At 68.8% G+C, this 16,217-nt stretch carries 16 protein-coding genes; 6 read left to right on the forward strand and 10 right to left on the reverse strand.

Annotated features, from left to right (window positions below; genetic code table 11):
* The 5 genes from BN1186_RS14470 to rplM all read right to left on the reverse strand — a co-directional run bounded on the left by BN1186_RS14470 (window position 1) and on the right by rplM (window position 4,946).
* Window positions 1-1,434, reverse strand: coding sequence for an RNB domain-containing ribonuclease (locus BN1186_RS14470; RefSeq protein ID WP_040284637.1), 1,434 nt, complete (start codon window positions 1,432-1,434; stop codon window positions 1-3).
* Entirely contained in the window at window positions 1,434-2,174 is a 741-nt protein-coding gene (locus BN1186_RS14475) for a zinc ribbon domain-containing protein (protein WP_040284638.1), read from the reverse strand. Before BN1186_RS14475 ends, BN1186_RS14470 begins: the two co-directional genes overlap by 1 nt.
* A gap of 57 nt (window positions 2,175-2,231) precedes the next feature.
* Complete coding sequence (gene glmM, locus BN1186_RS14480) at window positions 2,232-3,581, reverse strand: phosphoglucosamine mutase (RefSeq protein ID WP_040284639.1); 1,350 nt, start codon at window positions 3,579-3,581, stop codon at window positions 2,232-2,234.
* Window positions 3,582-3,945: 364 nt separating this feature from the next.
* On the reverse strand, window positions 3,946-4,485 hold the full coding sequence (rpsI, locus tag BN1186_RS14485) for a 30S ribosomal protein S9 (RefSeq protein ID WP_040284640.1): 540 nt from the start codon (window positions 4,483-4,485) through the stop codon (window positions 3,946-3,948).
* A 17-nt stretch (window positions 4,486-4,502) separates the two neighbouring features.
* Window positions 4,503-4,946: a 50S ribosomal protein L13 gene (gene rplM / locus BN1186_RS14490; protein ID WP_040284641.1), complete on the reverse strand. Its 444-nt coding sequence runs from the start codon at window positions 4,944-4,946 to the stop codon at window positions 4,503-4,505.
* Window positions 4,947-5,135: 189 nt separating this feature from the next.
* Here rplM and BN1186_RS14495 point away from each other — a divergent pair, with 189 nt between their 5' ends.
* Window positions 5,136-7,217, forward strand: coding sequence for an elongation factor G-like protein EF-G2 (locus BN1186_RS14495; RefSeq protein ID WP_040284642.1), 2,082 nt, complete (start codon window positions 5,136-5,138; stop codon window positions 7,215-7,217).
* On the opposite strand, the gene coaBC is transcribed toward BN1186_RS14495, so the two are convergent.
* Complete coding sequence (gene coaBC, locus BN1186_RS14500; protein ID WP_040284643.1) at window positions 7,214-8,404, reverse strand: bifunctional phosphopantothenoylcysteine decarboxylase/phosphopantothenate--cysteine ligase CoaBC; 1,191 nt, start codon at window positions 8,402-8,404, stop codon at window positions 7,214-7,216. The genes BN1186_RS14495 and coaBC overlap by 4 nt on opposite strands.
* A 35-nt stretch (window positions 8,405-8,439) precedes the next feature.
* On the opposite strand from coaBC, the gene BN1186_RS14505 reads away from it, so the two are divergent.
* Window positions 8,440-9,150: an NRDE family protein gene (locus BN1186_RS14505; protein WP_040284644.1), complete on the forward strand. Its 711-nt coding sequence runs from the start codon at window positions 8,440-8,442 to the stop codon at window positions 9,148-9,150.
* Here BN1186_RS14505 and BN1186_RS14510 read toward each other — a convergent pair.
* Window positions 9,147-9,530: a YccF domain-containing protein gene (locus BN1186_RS14510; protein ID WP_040284645.1), complete on the reverse strand. Its 384-nt coding sequence runs from the start codon at window positions 9,528-9,530 to the stop codon at window positions 9,147-9,149. The genes BN1186_RS14505 and BN1186_RS14510 overlap by 4 nt on opposite strands.
* A gap of 110 nt (window positions 9,531-9,640) precedes the next feature.
* Here BN1186_RS14510 and trmB point away from each other — a divergent pair, with 110 nt between their 5' ends.
* The 4 genes from trmB to BN1186_RS14530 all read left to right on the forward strand — a co-directional run bounded on the left by trmB (window position 9,641) and on the right by BN1186_RS14530 (window position 12,394).
* A complete protein-coding gene (gene trmB, locus BN1186_RS14515) occupies window positions 9,641-10,309 on the forward strand; it encodes a tRNA (guanosine(46)-N7)-methyltransferase TrmB (protein WP_040284646.1) in 669 nt (222 codons plus the stop codon).
* The gene (truA, locus tag BN1186_RS14520; protein ID WP_040284647.1) at window positions 10,293-11,096 is read left to right on the forward strand and encodes a tRNA pseudouridine(38-40) synthase TruA; all 804 of its coding nucleotides are present in this window, start codon (window positions 10,293-10,295) and stop codon (window positions 11,094-11,096) included. The genes trmB and truA overlap by 17 nt, the downstream gene beginning before the upstream one ends.
* Entirely contained in the window at window positions 11,096-11,707 is a 612-nt protein-coding gene (locus BN1186_RS14525; RefSeq protein WP_040284648.1) for a class I SAM-dependent methyltransferase, read from the forward strand. Before truA ends, BN1186_RS14525 begins: the two co-directional genes overlap by 1 nt.
* A 75-nt stretch (window positions 11,708-11,782) precedes the next feature.
* Window positions 11,783-12,394 carry a superoxide dismutase gene (locus BN1186_RS14530; protein ID WP_040284649.1) on the forward strand — a complete coding sequence of 204 codons (612 nt, stop codon included), beginning with the start codon at window positions 11,783-11,785 and terminating at the stop codon, window positions 12,392-12,394.
* A gap of 61 nt (window positions 12,395-12,455) precedes the next feature.
* On the opposite strand, the gene BN1186_RS14535 is transcribed toward BN1186_RS14530, so the two are convergent.
* From BN1186_RS14535 to BN1186_RS14545, 3 genes are read right to left on the reverse strand one after another with little or no spacing between them, the layout of a single operon-like run.
* Window positions 12,456-14,414 (reverse strand): acyltransferase family protein, encoded by a 1,959-nt coding sequence (locus BN1186_RS14535; RefSeq protein WP_052460210.1) that lies wholly within the window; start codon window positions 14,412-14,414, stop codon window positions 12,456-12,458.
* A 17-nt stretch (window positions 14,415-14,431) separates the two neighbouring features.
* Window positions 14,432-15,070 (reverse strand): transglutaminase domain-containing protein, encoded by a 639-nt coding sequence (locus tag BN1186_RS14540; RefSeq protein ID WP_040284650.1) that lies wholly within the window; start codon window positions 15,068-15,070, stop codon window positions 14,432-14,434.
* Window positions 15,067-16,212 carry a glycosyltransferase gene (locus BN1186_RS14545; RefSeq protein WP_052460212.1) on the reverse strand — a complete coding sequence of 382 codons (1,146 nt, stop codon included), beginning with the start codon at window positions 16,210-16,212 and terminating at the stop codon, window positions 15,067-15,069. The genes BN1186_RS14540 and BN1186_RS14545 overlap by 4 nt, the downstream gene beginning before the upstream one ends.
* Window positions 16,213-16,217: the final 5 nt, after the last annotated feature.

The following is a 16,217-nucleotide window of genomic DNA, read 5'->3' on the forward strand; positions in this document are numbered from 1 at the left end:
TCAGTTCGGGCGGGACAGAGTGACCTGTCCCTTCCGGACGTCCACCTTGTCCACCCGCACCCGCACCTCGGAGCCCACCTCTTCCGTCTTCGCCTTGACCCGCAGTTCGACGGCGGGATCGGCGATCTGCACCGTGCCCACCCCCGTCTTCGGATGGACGTCGGTCAGCGCGCCGGTGAAGATCTCCCCCACCCGGTCGCTGAGCACCAGCGCCTCGGTGAGGTCGATCATGCCGTTCTCGTAGGCGCGTGCGGTACGGCCGGAATCTGCCATTTCGTCAGGCAGCGCGGGGAGGCCTTCGCGGGTCCATTGGGGCACCTCCAAGCCGTTGAGCAGGGAGTGACAGATCTCCAGCGCGTAGCGGTCCACCAGCCGGCGCAGCGGCGCGGTGGTGTGGGCGTAGGGGGCGGCCAGCGCGGCGTGGAGCAGGTTCTCATCGGGCACCTCGCCGTCGAACGCCAGGTACCCGGCGCCGCGGAACAGCATGGTGCACTTGGTCAGCGCGGCCAGCTGTTTGGGATCGTCCGGAGACAGCGACCGCACGAACTCCGGGTAGGGCATGGACTTGGGCCACTCCACACCGAGTTGGCGCACCGAGCGGCGCAGCTTCCTGATCGACCAGTCCTCCGCCGGCGGCAGGGTGCGCAGGATGCCCACCTTGCCCTCCAGCATGATCTGTGCCGCGGCGAACCCGGTGAGCAGCGAGATCTGCGCGTTCCAATTCTCCACGGGCACCAGCGAACGGAACTCGAGTTCCCAGGTGCCGTCTCGCTCGACGATCTCCTGGTCCGGCAGGTTCAGCGACACGCCACCCCGGTCGATCTCCAACTGCTGGCGCAGCTCACCGACCTCGGGCAGCAGCGCGATGCTGGGATGTGGCTTTCCGGCGTCGAAATCGGCCTGCACCCCTTCGTAGTTCAGCTTGGCGCGGTTGACCACCATCGCACGGGTGAGCTGCACGTCGCGGAGCTCACCCTTCGCGTCCAGGTGGTGCTCCCACACCATGGCAGGGCGGGGCTTCCCGTCGGCCAGGAGTGAGCCCGCATCCTCGCTGAGCACCGCAGGGTGCAGCGGCACGCGGGCGCTGGGGCCGTACATCGTCTGGCCCCGACGGTGCGTCTCGGCCCCCAACTCTGTGCCTGGGCGCACGAAGTGGGGCACATCCGAGATGGCGTAGCGCACCAGGTAGCCGTCGCCTTCGCGCTCGATCTGCACGGCCTGATCGAGGTCCATGGCCGACGGAGGGTCGATCGCCACGAACTCGATGCCGGTGAGGTCCACGTGATCATCGGTGGGCAGCTGGACGGCCAACTCCGCCTCGGCGACAACGCGGTCAGGGAACTGGCGGGGCAGATCGAGCCGCTCCTGCAGGAGATGGATGGCTTCGCGGAGAGACTCGGGGATCTCATGGACGCGCAGGTGAGGAGACGGCATCAGAGGCCCGATTCGCCGGTACGCACGAGGATGCGGTTGCACTCCGCGCAGCGCAGGACCTGATCGGCCGGCGCCTTCTTGTACGCGTCGAGATCCGAAAGGGTCAACTGCAACTGGCAGCCGGTGCAGCGGCCGGCCTTGACTTGGGCTGCCCCCAGGCCGGTGGAGCTGCGCAACTTCTCGTAGAGCGCCATCAGTTGATCCGGGACACGCGCGACGAGGGGGCTGCGGCTGGCTGCCAGGTCCTTGGCCTCCTGGCTGAGCTTGGCTACTGCCTCATCACGGGTGGCGACCTCGGCGCGGAGCTGATCCTCAATCTCCGCCTTCCGAGCTGCCGTCTTGTCGCGGTGCGCGACGGCGTCCTCCAAGCGGCCCATGACCTCGAGCTGCTCGTCCTCAAGCTCCGAGATGCGCTTGTTGAGGTGCCCCACCTCGTCGGTCAGGGAGCGAAGCGTCTTGCCGTCCGTGACGGAGCCGTCGGCCACGCGCTGCTCGGTGCGCTCCAGCCGCGCCTTGACCGGCAGCAGGTCCGCCTCCGCCTTGCGCACGGCGACCTTCAGATCGTCGGCGTGGGTGGTGGAGGACACCAACTCGTCGGCCGCTGATTTCCGGGCGCTCATCAGATCCGCGATGGTCTTGTGCTGCGGCAGCGACCGCGCTGCGTGCTGCACGCGCGCCACCTCGGAATCGAGATCTGCCAGCGTGAGCAGCGTTCGTTGGTCGGCGGGGTCAGCGAGCATCGGCGGTTCCTTTGTCCAGTTGGGTGATGACCACCTTACTAGCCCATCCGCCTGCGGTCAGAGCGAAAGCCGCTCCTCCACCTTCGCGGCGAGCCGTTCGGCAATGGCCTGGGCCTGCCCCGCTGTGGGCGCCTCACACATGACGCGCACGACAGGTTCCGTGCCGGAGGGGCGTAGCAGAACGCGGCCGGTGTCGCCGAGCTCGCGGGCGGCGGCGGTGACCTCCGCCTGCACCCCGGTGTCGATGCCCGCGCGCAGCTTGTCGACGCCCCGCACGTTGATGACCACCTGCGGAAGCTCGGTCATCACCTCGCCCAACTCCTTGAGGGTCTTACCGGTGGACTTCATCCGCGACGCGAGGTGCAGGCCGGTGAGGGTGCCGTCGCCGGTGTTGGCATATTCGGAGATGATGACGTGGCCGGACTGCTCGCCGCCCAGCGCGAAGCCGTTGGCGTTCATCGATTCGAGGACGTAGCGGTCCCCCACCTTGGTCTGGTCGACGCGGATGCCGTGCTCGCGCATCGCGTTGACGAGGCCGAGGTTGCTCATCACGGTGGCCACCACGGTGTCGGAGTGCAGGCGGCGCTCCTCCTTCATGGCGATGGCCAGGATGGCGAGGATGCGGTCGCCGTCGACGAGGGTGCCCTCGTGGTCAACGGCGAGGCAGCGGTCGGCGTCGCCGTCGAGGGCGATGCCGAGGTCAGCGCCTTCGGCGAGCACCCGCTCGACCAGGTCGTCGATGTGGGTGGAGCCGCAGTTGTCATTGATGTTGAGGCCGTCGGGCTCAGCGTGGATGGGGATGATGTGCGCGCCCTGGGCTGCGAACGCCTCGAGCGCGGTGCGCGACGCCGCCCCGTTGGCGCAGTCGATGACCACCTTCAGCCCCATCAGGGAGGGGTCGCCGAGTGACGCGACGAGGTGGGCGACGTAACCCTCGACGGCGCCCAGGTCGTTGTGAATGCGCCCGACGGCGCTGCCGGTGGGCCGCTTCCACTCCTCCCCCATGCGTGCCTCGATCGCGTCTTCCAGGAAGTCGTCGAGCTTCACGCCGCCGCGGGAGAAGAACTTGATGCCGTTGTCCGGCATGGGGTTGTGAGAGGCGGAGATCATCACGCCGAGGTCCGCGTCCATGTCGTTGACGAGATATGCGACGGCGGGGGTGGGCACCACGCCCAGCCGCACCACGTCGATGCCCGCCGACGCCAACCCTGCAATGACGGCGGCCTCGAGGAACTCGCCGCTGGCGCGGGGGTCGCGGCCGACGAGGGCCAGCGGCCGGCTGTCGCGGAAGGCGCCCGCCTCCCCCAGGATGTGCGCCGCGGCGACCGACAGGTCGAGCGTCAGCTCAGCGGTCAGTTCAACGTTTGCGACGCCACGTACGCCGTCTGTCCCAAAGAGTCGTGCCACGTGGAGGAACTCTACACCGCGCTCAGCAGCATTGAGCGAATCGGCTCGCCGGCCCAAGCTCCCAGCCAGGCCCGAAGGAGGGGTCGGGGTCGGGGGAACGCAAGTGCTTCTCCGGCCCCGGCCCCCACCCAGGTCCCTCGTTGCCCGACAACGCCACATCCACAGCAACACACCCCGAGAAGGCCCCCATCAGAGACAGCGGAAACCACCTGTACATCAGGTGACAGACACGCTTCAGGACACCGCTCGTGGAACTCGCGGGCTCAACCAGCGTCGCGGGGCACGCTCAGGGACCAGGTGCGGGGCCGGGCAACGGCGAACGCCCACCCTGCCGCAGCAGGATGGGCGTTCGACGGTGCAGCGATCAGCGCTTGCTGTACTGCGGGGCCTTACGGGCCTTCTTCAAACCAGCCTTCTTGCGCTCGATGATGCGAGCGTCGCGGGTCAGCATGCCGGCCTTCTTCAGCGCGGGGCGCGACGCCTCGGCGTCGACGGCGTTGAGGGCGCGGGCCACGCCGAGGCGCAGCGCACCGGCCTGGCCGGTGGTGCCGCCGCCGTCGATGTGGGCGATGACGTCGTAGCTACCCTCGACGCCAGCGATCACGAAGGGCTCGTTGACGTGCTGCTGGTGCAGCTTGTTCGGGAAGTACGTGTTCAGGTCGCGGCCGTTGATGGTCCAGTTGCCGGAGCCGGGCACGATGCGCACGCGGGCGACGGCCTCCTTGCGGCGGCCGGTGCCGGCGCCGGGGGCGACGACGGCGGGGCGGGCGTTCTCCGAAGCGCCGGAGGCGGCGGCCGGGTCCGCGTCGGAACGGTACGCGATTTCGCGGTTCTGCTCGTCGACGAACGGAGCGGGGGTGGTCTCCTCGACGACGGTCTCGTCGATCTCGTTGGTCTCAGTCATGTCTATCTGTCCTCGGCTCACTGGGCGATCTGGGTGATCTCGAACGGCTGCGGCTTCTGGGCAGCGTGGGGGTGCTCGGGGCCGGAGTAGACCTTGAGCTTGGCCACCATCTGGCGGGAGAGCTTGTTCTTGGGCAGCATGCCCCAGACAGCCCGCTCGACGGCGCGGCGGGGATCCTTGTCGAGCAGGTCGCCGATGGCCGCCGACTTGAGACCGCCGGGACGGCCGCTGTGGTGGTAGCGCATGTCGTTGGCGCGCTTGTTCCCCGACAGGGCGATCTTCGAGGCGTTGACGACGATGACGAAGTCACCGGTGTCGACGTGGGGCGCGAACTGCGGCTTGTGCTTGCCGCGCAGGAGGTTTGCGACCTGGACGGCCAGGCGGCCCAGGATGACATCTTCGGCATCGATGACGTGCCAGTTGCGGGCGATCTCGCCCGGCTTTGGGGTGTACGTAGACACAGTCCCACTTCCATTCATACGTGTTTGATGGGGGTTGTCCGCCGGAGCAGCGCCCCGATAGGCCCCGATTGATGGCGCACAACAGCTACCAATCTTACGTGTGCGGGCTCCCATGGTCAAAATGGGGCTGCAAGGCCTCATACCGGGGGTCGGCGCACGCCGCCGCACGGCGCCTACTAACGTATGTGCATGGCCTCAAAGACGAGTTCCCAGATCACCATCACGTCCCCGGACGATGTGCGCAACGTCGTCCTGGTCGGCGCGAGCGGATCGGGCAAGACAACCCTGTTCGAACACCTCCTCCGTGCAAGAGTTGAGGGATATCGCGGCGAGAAGGATTCCCAGGAGCGCGCCGCCACGCTGTGGCTGGCCTCCATCCCCGCCCACGATGTCCAGATCAACCTCCTCGACGCACCTGGTCACCCTGATTTCGTGGGTGAGTTGCGCGCGGGCCTCCGCGCCGCTGATGCTGCGGTCTTCGTGGTCCCCGCGGGAGACGACATCGATCCAGCCACCGTCGCGCTGTGGGAGGAGTGCACCGAATCCAACACGCCGCGCATCATCGCGATCACGAAGCTGGATCAGGGCCGCGCCACCTTCCAGCAGATGGTCGACGCCTGCAAGGAGACGTTCGGCGACGGCGTCATCCCCGCGCTGATCCCGCTGGAGAAGGACGGCGCCAACGTCGGCAACCTGTCCCTGCTGAACAAGCGGGCCCACGACTACTCCTCCGGCGAGCGCGTCTCCCGGGATTCCACGCCCGAGGAGTTGGCGCTGATCGACGCGGCACGCGCGGACCTGCTCGAGGCGATCATCACCGAGGTGCAGGACGACGACCTCATGGAGCGGTACCTCGAGGGTGAGGAGATCGCGGTCGAGGAGGCGAACGAGGCTCTCCTGCGCGCGGTCGTCGGCGCCCGCTTCTTTCCGGTCCTTCCCGCCCACACCACCTCGGACAAGGGCACCGAGGAGTTGCTGCGGTGGATCGAGCGCGGCTTCCCGCCACCCTCGCTGCTACCCGTTCCGGATGTCACCACCCCGAACGGCGCGACGCTGCCGGAGGCGAAGTGCGACCCCGACGGCCCGCTCGTGGCCCAGGTGGTGCGCACCACATCGGACAACTTCGGCCGTTCCTCACTGGTGCGCGTGTTCAGCGGCACGCTGCGCGGCGACCAGGTGGTGCACGTCTCCCGGAACCGCGAACTGTTCGGCTGGGACCCGGATCCGATGCGGCCGGATCAGGACGAGGAGGAGCGCATGGGCCCCATGTCGGCGCCCTACGGCACCGAGTTCACTCCCCTGAACCAGGCCATCGCCGGCGAGATCGTGCTGGTGACCAAGCTGTCGAAGGCGGAAACCGGCGACACGCTCTCCGCCCCGGAGCGCCCCACCCTCATCGAGCCGTGGGAACTCCCGCGCCCGTTGCTGCCGGTGGCCGTCCGTGCCACCAAGCGCGGCGATGAGGACAAGCTGGCCGGCGCGCTGCACCGCATCTCCATGGAGGACACGACGGTGCGGCTGGAGCGCAACTCCGAGACCGAACAGCAGATCCTCTGGGTCATGGGGCAGGCCCAGAAGGACCTCGCCCTGGCCCGCCTGAAGGACCGCTTCGGGGTGGACATCGCTGAGGAGGACGTGCGCGTCGCGCTGCGCGAGACCATGACCAGGCCCGCCAAGGGCCTCGGTCGCAACGTCAAGCAGTCTGGCGGCCACGGCCAGTACGCGATCTGCACCATCGAGGTGGAGCCCATCGAGCGGGGTGCCGGGTTCAGGTTCGTCGACAAGGTGGTGGGCGGCGCCGTGCCACGCGCCTACATCGGGTCGGTGGAGAAGGGCATCGAACAGCAACTCGCGCAGGGCACCAGGTTCGGCGTGCCGATGGTCGACGTGCAGGTGACGTTGTATGACGGCAAGGCCCATTCCGTGGACTCCTCGGACATGGCGTTCCAGGTGGCCGGCCAGTTGGCGCTGCGTGATGCTGCGGAGAACGGCCAGATCGGGCTGCTGGAACCCATCGACAGGGTGCGCGTCACCGTCGGCGACCAGTATCTCGGCGCCGCCCTGACGGATCTGGGGGCGCGTCGGGCTCAGGTGCAGGGCACGGAGATGGACGGCGACGGGCATGCCACCGTCGAGGCCCTCGTGCCGGCCATCGAGCTCGTCACCTACCCGATCGACCTGCGAGGCGTCGCCCAGGGCACGGGCACGTTCACCCGGGAGTTCTCCGGGTACGAGCTGATGCCGCAGGAGGCCTGGCCGAAGGAGCCCTAAGCCCCGGAGATGACGTCGAGGAGGGCGTCGGCGACCTGTCGCTTGGAACCCGACGCCTCCCCCACCACCTCGTCCTGCGAGTTCAGGAAGTAGAGCGTGTTGTCCGGGGCTTCGAAGCCCTTGTCCCAGCCCACCTGGTTGACGGCGAGGAAGTCGACGTCCTTCTTGCGGCGCTTCCTGCGCGCTCGTTCCAGGTAGTCCTCGCCTGTTTCGGCGGCGAAGGCCACGATCCGCTGACCCTCGCGGCGGTTGGCCGCGAGGCCCGCGACGATGTCCTCGTTCTCCACGAACGTGAGCGCCGGCACTCCCCCTGCCTCCTTGGTGAGCTTCCCGTCGGAGACCTCTGCCGCACGGAAGTCGGCGACGGCGGCTGCCATGATCACCACGTCGGCTTCGGCGGCGAGCCCCCGCATGACCTCGGCGAGTTCGGTGGCCGAGCCTGCCGTCGTGATCTCGACGCCGGGCCGCGCGGCGTCGCGCAGCACGTCGGCCTCCACGTTGGTGGCGGCCAGCAGCACCCGGGCGCCTCGATCTGCTGCGGCCGCCGCGAGCGCGACTCCCTGCCGGCCGCTGGAGCGGTTGCCGATGAAGCGCACCGGGTCGATGGGTTCCCGGGTGCCGCCGGTCGACACCGCCACGGTGAGCCCCTCCAGATCTCTGCGGGCCCCCAGCAGTTCGCGCACGGCGGCGTGGATGGCTTCGGGCTCGCTCATCCGGCCGGCGCCGGAGTCTCCCCCGGTGAGCGGGCCGTCGTCGGGTCCGACGACGTGGACGCCCCGGGCTGCCAGCGTGGCCATGTTCGCCTGCGTGGCGGGGTGCAGCCACATCTCGGTGTGCATCGCCGGGGCCACGAGCACCGGCGCCTTCGTGGCCAGCAACGTGGTGCCGAGCAGGTCCGACGCGAGGCCGGCGGCCATCCCTGCGAGGGTGTTGGCAGTGGCGGGCGCGACGACGACCAGATCGGCGTTCTGCCCCAGGGCGACGTGTCGCACCTTCGGCACGTCGTCGTGCACAGAGGTGGTCACAGGGTTGCGGCTGATCGACTCCCAGGTGGGGCGTCCTACGAAGCGCAGCGCGTCCTCTGTGGGCACCACGTGCACCTCATGGCCGTCGCCGATCAGCAGCCGAACCAGATGCACGGCCTTGTAGGCGGCGATGCCGCCGGTGACTCCCACCACGATGTTCATGCCCCCAGTCTGTCATCCGGGTAGGCTGGCTGGCCATGTGCACCGTGGTGATCCGCGTTCCCGAGCCAGGGCCCGGCCGCGTCAGGCTCCTGGCCATCCGCGACGAAGACCCCAACCGTCCCTGGCAGCCCCTGGGCCAGTGGTGGCCGGAGCTCCCGGAGATCACAGGCATCAGGGACCAGCAGGCCGGCGGGGCGTGGCTGGCGCACGACCGGCACAAGCTCAGCGTGCTGCTGAACCGGGCCGGTGGTCCTCAGGAGGGAATCATCCCCACCACCCGCGGCAACCTGGTGCTGGGCTCGCTCACCGGCCAGGAGATTCCCACCACGCCCACCACCCTGGGGTTCAACCTGGTGGAGGCCACCTTCGACGGCGTACGCGTCACGTCGTGGGAGGGCGGCGAGATCCGGGTGGCGGACCTGGAGCCGGGCACGCACATGATCTCGCACACCGATGTCAACGACCACGCGATGCCGCGCATCGCGCACTGGCTGCCCCGCTTCTCCGACGCCCCGACGGAGGGGGTGCGGTGGTGGACCGAATGGGCCAAGGTGCTCGACGAGGGCGGCCGCCAGCTCGACCCCACGGATGACCGTGCCCTGATCCGGGACAACCGGCCCCACGGGTTCCCCACCATGTCGCTGCTGGCGGTGGCGGCGTCGATCGGCCCCGACGGCGTGACCGCCATCATGGGCGCGCTCGACGAGCCGGGCGTCTGGGAACCGATGGCTCCCCTCTGGGCTTAGAGGATCCCGCCGGTATTGACGATCCGCTTGCCGAAGGGGAAGCAGGTCACCGGGATCATCTTGAGCGAGACCCAGGCGTTGGCGATGCCGATGATGGTCAACGACTGGGCCAGCGCGGAGACGACGTGCAGCAGCGCGAGCCACCAGCCGGCGATGACGAACCAGATGCCGTTCATCAGCGCCGAACCCCACCCGGCCTCCGGCTTGGGCTCGGCGGTGCGACCGAACGGCCAGAACACGTAGTTGGCCATGCGGAACGAGGCCAGGCCCACCGGGATGGTGACGATCAGCAGACAGGCGAGCACGCCGGCCAGCACGTAGCCGAGGGCGAGCCAGAAGCCACCCAGGACTACCCAGATGACATTGAGGATGGTGCGCATGGATGACTCCTTGCAGGTTGTCGGTCAGGCACTACCCAGTGTAGTGCGGGGGCTCAACGCTAGGCTGGGCCGGTGACATCCCGCCCGCCTTCGTGCGCCGCAGCACGCGGATGAACGAATCACAGACCAAGGCCTGGGAGCGGCATGCCGACGAGTTCATCGTCGACTTCCCCAGCGGCGAAATGGACACCTCGTTGGCGGAGGGCGCACAGGTCAACTGGGCCGCAGAGTTCGGGCGCGAGGCCCCGCTGATCGTGGAGATCGGCTCCGGAGCCGGCGACTCCCTGGTGCCCATGGCCGCCGGCCGCCCCGAGTGCAACGTGGTGGCGTTCGAGGTCTTCGAGCCCGCCGTGGCCTCCACGCTCGGACGGCTCGGCCGCGAGGGTGTCAGCAACGTCCGCCTCGCGCTGGTCGACGGCGCCCAGGCACTGCCCCAACTCTTCGACGACGGCACCATCAGCGAACTGTGGACGTTCTTCGCGGACCCGTGGCACAAGAAGCGCCACCACAAGCGGCGCCTCGTCGACGCTGCCTTCGGCGACGTGGTGGCGGCGAAGCTCGCGCCCGGGGGCCTGTGGCGGCTGGCCACGGACTGGGAGGACTACGCCCTGTGGATGCGCGAGCAGCTCGACGATCATCCCGGCCTCACCAACGTGCACGGCGGCTGGGCTCCCCGCCTGGCGGAGCGCCCCGTGACGAAGTACGAGGCGCGCGGCCTCGCCGCGGGGCGCACGGTCTACGACCTCACCTACCGGAGGGCAGATGCGCCTCAGGATTGATCTGGCCTACGACGGCACCGGGTTCCACGGCTGGGCCACCCAGCCCGGTCTGCGCACGGTCCAGGGCACGCTCGAGGAGTGGATCGGCCAGGTGCTGCGCCTGGGAGGCCCCCCGTCGCTGACCGTCGCCGGCCGCACCGACGCCGGCGTCCATGCGCGCCGCCAGACCTGCCACGTGGACCTCGACCTCGACGAGGACCCCTCTGCCACGCTCCTGCACCGGTTGCGGCGCGTGCTGCCCGACGACATCTCGGTGCGCGCGGTCACCGTGGCTCCCCCCGGTTTCGACGCCCGCTTTTCGGCCCTCTGGCGGCGCTACTGCTACCGCCTGGTGGATCGGGCCCCGGATCCGCTCCTCCGTGGCCACATCACCCCGGTGCGCGAGCCCCTCGACGTGGGCGCGCTCAATGCGGGCGCAGAGTTGCTCGTGGGCCTGCGCGACTTCGCCGCGTTCTGCAAGCCCCGGGCCGGCGCCACCACCATCCGGCACCTGCGCGAACTGAGCGCCACCCGCCGCGACGACGGCGTGGTAGAGGTGCACCTGCTGGCCGACGCCTTCTGCCACTCGATGGTCCGCTCCCTCGTCGGGGCGTTGACCTCGGTGGCCACCGGCCGCCGCAGCCTCTCGTGGCTGGAGGAGGCCGCCACCAGCACAGTGCGCCACGGTGAGGTGCAGGTCATGGCGGCGCGCGGCCTCACGCTGGAGGACGTGGGCTACCCGCCCGACGACGAACTCGCCGCCCGCGCCACCGAGGCGCGCGCCCGACGGACCCTGGAGGAGGACTGATGAACCACTACTTCCACACCCCCGACCAGCCGATGGTCACCCACGAGTTCCGCGCCACCATCTTCGGTGAGGACCTGACGTTCACCGCGGCCCGCGGCGTGTTCTCCGGCGAGCGACTGGATCTTGGCACCTCGGTGCTGCTGCGCGAGGTGGATCCGCCCGAGACCGGCCATGTGCTCGACCTCGGCTGCGGGGTCGGCACCATCGCCGTCGGCTTGGCCGTGTCGTCCCCCGGCATCACGGTGGACGCCGTCGACGTCAACGCGCGCGCCGTGGAACTGACCCGGATCAACGCGGAGCGGCACGGGGTCGCCGAGCGGGTCCACGCCGTCGACCCCGGTGAGATCGATCCGGAGACCCGCTACGACGAGATCTGGTCCAACCCGCCCATCCGCATCGGCAAGGAGGCGCTCCACGCGTTGCTGCTGACGTGGCTGCCACGCCTCAAGGACGACGGGGTCGCGTTCCTGGTGGTGGGCAAGAACCTCGGCGGCGACTCCCTCCAACGGTGGCTGACCGACCAGGGATTCCCGACGCGGCGCGTGGCCTCCGCGAAGGGCTTCCGGGTGCTGCGCGTCTCCCGTTCAGAGGATCTTCACCCTGAAAGTTGAAGCGGCGACTATTTCTGCCACATAGGATGGGGGTGTCAGCGCGCTTCGGCGCGAGTCTCGTTCAAGGAGTCACGTATGACCTACACCCTTCCCGATCTCGACTACGACTACGGCGCACTCGCCCCGCACATCTCCCCGGAGATCATGGAGCTGCACCACAGCAAGCACCACGCCACCTACGTGAAGGGCGCTAACACCGCGCTGGAGCAGCTCGCCGAGGCGCGCGACAAGGGTGAGCACGGCACCATCGCGAAGCTTGAGAAGGATTTGGCCTTCAACCTGGGCGGCCACATCAACCACTCCGTGTTCTGGAAGAACATGTCGCCCGACGGTGGTGGCGAGCCCACCGGCGCCGTCGCTGACGCGCTGGGTGAGTTCTTCGGCTCCTTCGAAGCGTTCAAGAAGCAGTTCACCGCAGCCGCCAACGGCATCCAGGGCTCCGGCTGGGCCATGCTCGTGTGGGACACGCTGGGCCAGCGCCTCAACCTGAACCAGCTCTACGACCAGCAGGGCAACCTGCCCGTGGGCCAGCTGCCCATCCTGCAGCTCGACATGTGGGAGCACGCCTTCTACCTGCAGTACAAGAACGTGAAGGCCGATTACGCCGACGCGTGGTGGAACGTGGTCAACTGGGCCAATGTCGAGGAGCGCCTCGCCTCCGCCAAGAAGGCTGAGATCACCTACTGATCAGCCTTTCGTTGAGAAGACCCCGGGCAACCTGCCCGGGGTCTTCCGCGTCACAGGGCGATCAGCTCCGGGCAGCTGTCAGGACCTCCTCGAGGACCTTCTCCGCGGCGGGGTAGCCGAAGCGGTCAACCTCGATGTGGCTGCCGTCTGGCCGGAGCAGCTGACCGTCGTCCTGCCGGTCGTCACAGGAGGCGGGCGCCACGGCCTGGTCCGGTTCCGGGTCGTTGCACAGCACCGGGTCCATCCGGAAGGTCTTGACCCGATCGTCCCTCGCTGCGAGATCGGCGACGATCTGGTTCCAGTGCCTGCGGTGCTCGTCGTGGTTGAGCAGCAGATCGTAGAGCGGATGACAGGAGTGCTCGTTGCAGCGGGTCAACGCCATGCTCTCGCCTGGCCGCTCCGTCTGCGCGATGACCAGGGTGGCGCCCTCCGCGGTGAGCCGGTCGACGCTGGCGGCGAGGTCGCGTTCCAGTTCCTCCCAGAAGATGTCCTCGTCCGGACCGACGATGCGGTCGCCGATCCAGCGCTGGTGCACCTCGTAGCGGGACCACCAGAACACGATGCCCGGCCGGTTGGTCTGCACCTTCTCGGTCTGCAACTCGGCGATCGAGCGACAGTCGCCCTCCCCCTCATGGTCGGGCTTGAGGAATTCCTGCAGTTCGATGGCCAGCGGCGGGCAGCCTCCGCGTGCCGCGTTGTCGATCATCAGGCCGTTGTCCACCGCCACCTGGTCAAGGGATTCCATGAGCCGGAACGGCACGGAATCTCCCACCACCACGATCATGTTCTCGTTGACGGCAGGCCTGGTGGAGCCATCGGTGGCCACCGGCGGCGCCGGCTGTACCAGCGGGCTGCGGAGCGCCGTCGCCCACCCGATCACCAGCGCCATGATGACGGCCACGCCGATCAGGGTCCGGCTGAGGGTCAGCCACTTGGTCAACCGGCCGCGCCGGATGGGTTCCTCCACCAGGTGGTAGCTGAGCACGGCGCAGATCAGTGTGAGGGCCAACGCTGCGGGGGCCCGCAGCATGCGGAACTCCTCCTTGTGCGCCACATCCAGCCACACGCTCCACGGCCAGTGCCACAGGTAGAGCCCGTACGAGATCTGCCCCAGGTAGGCCATCGGCTTCCAGGACAGGAAGCTGGTCAGGGTGGTGGGCGGGGAGACGATCAGAGCGCCGATCAGCAGCGTCACCGCCACGCTGAGGATGATGGCCCCGCCGCGGAAGTAGAACGCGCTGGGGCCCGCCAGGAAGGGCAGCACCGCCACAGCGGTGATGATGCCGACGGCGGCGATCAGGCGGTGGTGCTTGAAGAAGAACTGCCGCACTCCTGCGTTGGTCATGGCGATGGCCAGGAGGGCACCCAGCAGCGGCTCGAAGGCCTTGGTGTCGGTACCCATGTAGGCGCGATCGGGCGCTGCCGGGTCGTAGAGCACCATCAGCAGGGTGGCGGAGATCACGATCAGGACTGCGCACACGACCCCGATGATGGACACCACCCGCTTGCGGGCGCCAAACTTGGCGGCCAGGAAGGCGATGATGCCGATCAGCACGGGCCAGAAGAAGTAGAACTGCTCCTCCACCGCCAGCGACCACATGTGCAGGAGCAGCGACGGCGTGCCGTCGGAGGCGAAGTAACTGTTGGCCCCCATGAACCGCCAGTTGCCCAGGTACAGCACCGTCCAGAGGATGTCCCAACTGGCGGAAGCCTTCCGGAACAGCGGCATGACGAACGTGGCGTAGGCCAGCACCGCCAGCAGCACGAGGGTCGCGGCCGGCAGGAGTCGGCGGAAGCGGCGCTGCCAGAACTTGCCGTACTGCGGCTTGCCGTGGCGCACCGTGTCGCGCAGCAGACCCGCGGTGATCAGGTAGCCCGACAGCACGAAGAATACATCGACGCCCGCGAATCCCAGCCCCATGCCGGGCACGCTGAGGTGGAAGGCGATGACCAGGCCCACAGCGAAGGTCCGTAGACCGTCCAGGCTGGGCACATAGGCGATGTTCTCGGGCGGCTGCACCCCGGGAGTCTAACGCGTCAGCGCCCGGATTCCGGGGTCCGACCCCCTCGCGGCCCATACACCCAGGGCGACAGCTCGCGGCCCCGCAACCAGGCGCTCCAGACCTCGGCCACCACCAACGGCGCCATCCACAGCGCCACGCCCCATCGCGTGATGCGGCGCATGGGCAGCTCCCGGGTGTACGGCACGAAACCGACGGCACCCACCCGGTTGCTCTCCGCCGAGGCGCAGGCGTCGAGTTCGTGCCCGTCGATGCTGACCTTGACCCAGGTGTGCCCCTTGAACCACCACGGGTGGGGGAACCCTTGCACTCTCGCCGCGTGCACCAGTCGCGCCTCGAAGCCCAACCGGCGCAGCAGGAGGAGCAGCATGGTGTTGTACTGGTGGGACCAGCCGCGATGCGACCGCAGTGCCGCCTCTGGTCCCTCCCACAGGTGGAGGAGCGAGTGGAACGCGAACGCCCGCGCGACGGCGGCGCTGGCCTCGTCGGCGAGCGCGCGCCCCGTGGCTCCGGTGGCGAGGCACAGTTCGGCCAATTCTTCGATGGTCTCGGGTTGCGTCACCGCGGGCTTCCGAGGGGCCAGGGCGACCACGGGCAGCAGCGCGGCACCCAACACCAGCCACGGCGCCCACCCGAGCCTCGCGCGTCTCCTCATGCCCGCTCCCCCTTCCGGCCTCGCGCGAAGCCCTTCAGCTTCCGGTACGGCACCTCATCGGCCAGCCGCTCGTGCAGCGCCAGCATCGCGTCGGTCGTGCGTTGCCAAGGGTACAGTTCGGCCCGCCTCCTGGCGGCCTGCCGTTGCTCCGGCCCGAGCCGCGACATCAGCCGCTCGGCCGCGTCTGCCAGGGACAGCGGGTTCGGATCCCCCTGCTCGCCCGCGGCGGCGTCGACGAGTTCGCTGGCGCCGCCCCTGTTCGACGTGATCACCGGCGTGCCGCACGCCAGTGCCTCCAACACCGCCAGGCCGAAGGTCTCCGCCGGGCACACCGAGAGCGAGATGTCGTGACCGGCGATCCGTCTGGCCACCTCCTGCCGCCCGTCCACGAAGCCGTGGAAGAACACGGGCGCATCGCCGGCTATCGCCTGGAGTTCCTCCTTGTCCGGACCGGTGCCGTACAGGTCGAGCCGCACCCTGTGGCCGCGCCGGTGCAGTTCGACGACCGTGGCCACCGCCAACTGCGGGCTCTTCTCGTGCGAGAGTCGTCCTACGTAACAGAACTTGACCACCCCGTCGTCATCCGGCGTGGCGAGGCGGGGGTGGAAGGTCTCCAGGTCCACGCCGAGCGGCACCAACTCCAGGTTGGCCCCGGTGGATTCGAACTCCTCCTGCGCGAACCGGCTGGTGACCACCACGGCGTCGAACTGTTTCGAGAGCCGCCGGTTGAGGCCGCCGACGACGGCCTCCACGCCGAACTGGGAACGCACATACATGGCCAGCATGTCCGAGAGCCGCTCGTGGCTGAACAGCACTGATCCGACGCTGCGCTTGGCCGCCCATCTGCCCGCCGGGGAGAGCGTCCACTTGTCGGAGACCTCGATGGAGGTGGGCCGGAACCGGTCGAGCACGTCCAGTGCACGCCACGGCTGGAAGATCATCCGGTACTGCTCGGTCAGCTTGGGGGCCTTCACCTGGACGATGATGCCCGCCTCCGTCTCCAGCACCTGGTCGCGTTCCCCTGGGCCGACGAAGATGCGGGTGTGACCCGCGTCGACATACCCCTTGCCCAGCGTCTCGATGACCACCTTCATCCCACCCGAGGTGGGCCCGACGAAGTTGGCCAGTTGGGCGATGCGCATGCGTC

The organism is Tessaracoccus massiliensis (genome assembly GCF_000826065.2).
Lineage (GTDB): Bacteria > Actinomycetota > Actinomycetes > Propionibacteriales > Propionibacteriaceae > Arachnia > Arachnia massiliensis_A.